This is a genomic window from Streptomyces zinciresistens K42, assembly GCF_000225525.1.
GTDB classification, from domain to species: Bacteria; Actinomycetota; Actinomycetes; order Streptomycetales; family Streptomycetaceae; genus Streptomyces; species Streptomyces zinciresistens.
Map to the genome: position 1 here is coordinate 1 of NZ_AGBF01000356.1, position 3,748 is coordinate 3,748.

A 3,748-nucleotide genomic window follows, 5' to 3' on the forward strand; every position below is an offset into this window, starting at 1 on the left:
TCCTGGCTCCGATTGCGCCGCGTTCGGCGACGGTGCCGTTCTATTCGACGGTGACCGGTGGTCTGCTGGACACCGAGCGGCTCGATGCCGCGTACTGGGTGCGGAATCTGCGGCAGACCGTCGAGTTCGAGGCGACGACGCGGGCGCTGATCGCCGATGGGCTGTCCGCCTTCGTGGAGTGCAGCGCTCACCCGGTTCTGGCTGTGGGTGTGGAGGAGTCCGGTGCGTCCACGGTGGTCGGGTCCCTGCGCCGTGAGGACGGTGGGGCCCAGCGGTTCGTGACGTCACTGGCACAGGCCTACGTCGAAGGTCTGCCCGTCGAACTGGGTTCCCTGGTGGCCGCTCCGGGGGACACCGTCGACCTGCCGACGTATCCGTTCCAGCGCAATCGCTTCTGGCTGGAGTCGGGTGAACTGCCGGCGTCGGCGGGTGTGCCGCGGGATGAGGTGGAGGACCGGTTCTGGGAGGCCGTCGAGCGCGAGGACCTGGAGTCGCTGGCGGATTCGCTGGATCTCGACGGCGAGGAGCTGCGGCCTCTGCTTCCCGCTCTGGCGTCCTGGCGACGGGCCGGCCGCCAGGAGTCCGTGATCGACTCCTGGCGCTACAAGACCGCCTGGCGCCCCGTCTCCGGCACCTCCGTGCCCGTGCTGTCCGGAACCTGGATCGTCGTAGTGCCCGAATCCGTCGGCGATGACGACACGACCGCCTCCCTCGTCCGCATGCTCGATGCACGGGGCGCCGACGCCGTCACCCTCACCGTCACGGAGGAAGACGCGGACCGGACCCGGCTCGCGGGTCGTGTCCAGGAGGCGCTGGCCGGCCGTCACGACCTGCGGGGCGTGCTGTCGCTGTGGGCGTTCGACGAGAAGCCCACGGAGACCCAGCCGCTGGTCTCGGCGGGCCTCGCGGGCACCGTTTCCCTCGTGCAGGCACTGCGCGACCTCGACGCGACCGCCCCGCTCTGGTGCCTCACCCGGGGTGCCGTCGCCACCGGCCCCTCCGAGACGCTGACCAGTGCCGTACAGGCGCAGGTGTGGGGCGTCGGACGGGTCGCGGCTCTCGAACAGTCCGGCGTCTGGGGTGGGCTCGTCGACCTCCCCGACACCCCCGACGAGCGCGCGCTGCGCAGGCTCTGCGGCATCCTCGCTGAGCCGGCCGGCGAGGACCAGCTCGCCGTCCGCGCCGGCGGAGTCGTCGCCCGGCGCATGGTGCGCGCCTCTCTCGGCCGTACCGCCCCGGCCCGCCGCTGGCGGCCCGACGGCACCGTGCTCATCACGGGCGGACTCGGTGCCCTTGGCGCCCACGTGGCCCGGTGGCTCGCCCGTGAGGGCGCCCCCCATCTCGTCCTCACCAGCCGACGCGGCGGCGACGCCCCGGGGGCCGATGACCTGGCGCGGGAGCTCACCGGACTCGGCGCACGCGTCACCGTCGCGGCCTGCGACATCGCCGACCGCGACGCCGTCGAAGCACTCGTCACCGGCCTCGCGGACCAGGGCGACCCCGTGCGCGCCGTCATGCACGCCGCCGTCCAGGCGGAACTCGCTCCGCTCGCCGACGCGACCCCCGACCACTTCGCCGCGCTCCTCGGAGCCAAGGTCGCCGGTGCCGAACACCTCGACTCGCTCCTCGGCGAGGACGTGGACGCCTTCGTGCTCTTCTCGTCCATCGCCGGCTTCTGGGGCAGCGGCGACCACGCGGCCTACGCCGCTGCCAACGCCCACCTGGACGCACTCGCCGAACGCCGCCGCGCACGAGGCCTCGCAGCCACGTCGATCGCCTGGGGGATCTGGGACGCGTACAACGACTGGGACTCCCTCAGCGCCACCGAGCGCCGTACGATCACCGACCGCGCCGTTCAGCAGGGCCTTCCGCTGCTCGACCCCGAGGCCGCGTGCACCGGACTGCGCCAGGCGCTCGACCACGACGAGACGTTCGTCGCCATCGCCGACATCGCCTGGGAGCCCTTCGCCACCCTCTTCACCTCGGTCCGGCCGAGCGCCCTGATACGGGAGATCCCCGAGGCGACCGCACCGGATTCCGCCGCACCCGGCGACACCACCGGACACGACGCCGCGACGCTGCTCCGCAGGCTCGAAGGGCTGCCCCGCGAGGACCGGGAACGCGAACTCGTCGACCTGGTGCGCTTCCAGGCCGCAGCCGTCCTGGGCCACGCCACGACCGACCAAGTGGGTCTGGACCGGGCCTTCCGCGACCTGGGCTTCGACTCGCTCACCGCCGTCGACCTCCGTAACCGCCTCAAGGCCGCCACCGGGGAGCGGCTGTCCGCGACCGTCGTCTTCGACCACCCGACCCCCGCCGAGCTGGCCGCCCACCTCCACGACCGTTGCTTCCCGGACGCCGACGGCCGGCCGGAAGCGTCGGTCCCGGCCGTGACGGCTGTCGCGGCGCTCCACGACGAGCCGGTCGCGATCGTCGGCATGGCCTGCCGGCTGCCGGGCGGCGTCACCACCCCGGAGGAGCTGTGGCAGCTCCTCCGGGACGGCGGAGACGCGATCACCGGCTTCCCGGAGAACCGCGGCTGGGACCTGGACGGTCTCTACGACCCCGATCCCGCCACCCCCGGTAAGACCTATGCCCGCGACGGCGGATTCCTCCACGACGCGGCGGAGTTCGACGCGGGGTTCTTCGGGATCTCGCCCCGTGAGGCGCTGGCGATGGACCCGCAGCAGCGGCTGCTGCTGGAGACGTCCTGGGAAGCGATCGAGCACGCCGGCATCGACCCCACGGTCCTCAAGGGCACCCGCACCGGCACCTTCATCGGCGCCAACCCGTCGGACTACCGGGCGGCCATGGGGCAGGCACCGGTGGGCTACGAGGGCCACCTCGTCACCGGAGGCCACAACAGCGTCGTCTCCGGCCGGATCGCCTACACCTTCGGCCTCGAAGGCCCGGCCGTCACCATCGACACCGCCTGCTCGTCATCGCTGACCGCGCTGCACCTCGCCGCCCAGGCAGTGAAGCAGGGCGAGTGCGACATGGCCCTCGCCGGCGGAGTGGCCATCATGTCGACCCCCGAGGGCTTCATCGGCTTCAGCCGCCAGCGAGGCCTGTCGCACGACGGCCGCTGCCGCACCTTCTCCAGCGACGCCGAGGGCATCGGCCTCTCCGAGGGCGTCGGAGTGATCCTCCTGGAGCGCCTGTCGGACGCCCACCGCAACGGGCACCCGGTGCTTGCCGTCATCCGTGGCTCCGCCACCAACCAGGACGGCGCGTCCAACGGCTTGAGCGCCCCCAACGGTCCCTCGCAGCAGCGCGTCATCCGCCAGGCCCTCGCCAATGCCGGCCTGACCACCGCCGAGGTCGACGCGGTGGAGGCGCACGGTACCGGTACCACGCTGGGTGACCCGATCGAGGCGCAGGCGTTGTTGGCCACCTACGGCCAGGACCGCACGGACGGGCACCCGCTGTATCTGGGTTCGCTGAAGTCCAACATCGGCCACCCGCAGGCTGCCGCAGGCATCGCGGGCGTGGTCAAGACCGTGCTCGCCCTCCAGCACGGCGTCCTGCCGCGGACGTTGCATGTGGAGGAGCCGTCGCCGGAGGTGGACTGGGCTTCGGGTGCGGTGGAGTTGTTGGTGAGTGAGCGTGAGTGGCCTCGGACGGGTCGTCCGCGTCGGGCGGCGGTGTCCGGGTTCGGTATCAGCGGGACGAATGCGCATGTGGTGTTGGAGCAGGCGCCTGTTTCGTCGGGTGGGGTTGTGCCGGTGTCCGGGGTGGAGCCGTCGGG

At 72.4% G+C, this 3,748-nt stretch carries 1 protein-coding gene and 1 pseudogene; both read left to right on the forward strand.

The window, feature by feature from the left end:
- Window positions 1–50 precede the first annotated feature (50 nt).
- Window positions 51–1,733 (forward strand): annotated as a pseudogene (locus SZN_RS43590) (SDR family NAD(P)-dependent oxidoreductase); the annotation flags it as partial.
- Between the two features lie 453 nt (window positions 1,734–2,186).
- Window positions 2,187–3,748 (forward strand): type I polyketide synthase (locus SZN_RS43595; RefSeq protein WP_425274505.1); only part of this gene is annotated, 1,562 nt, incomplete at its 3' end.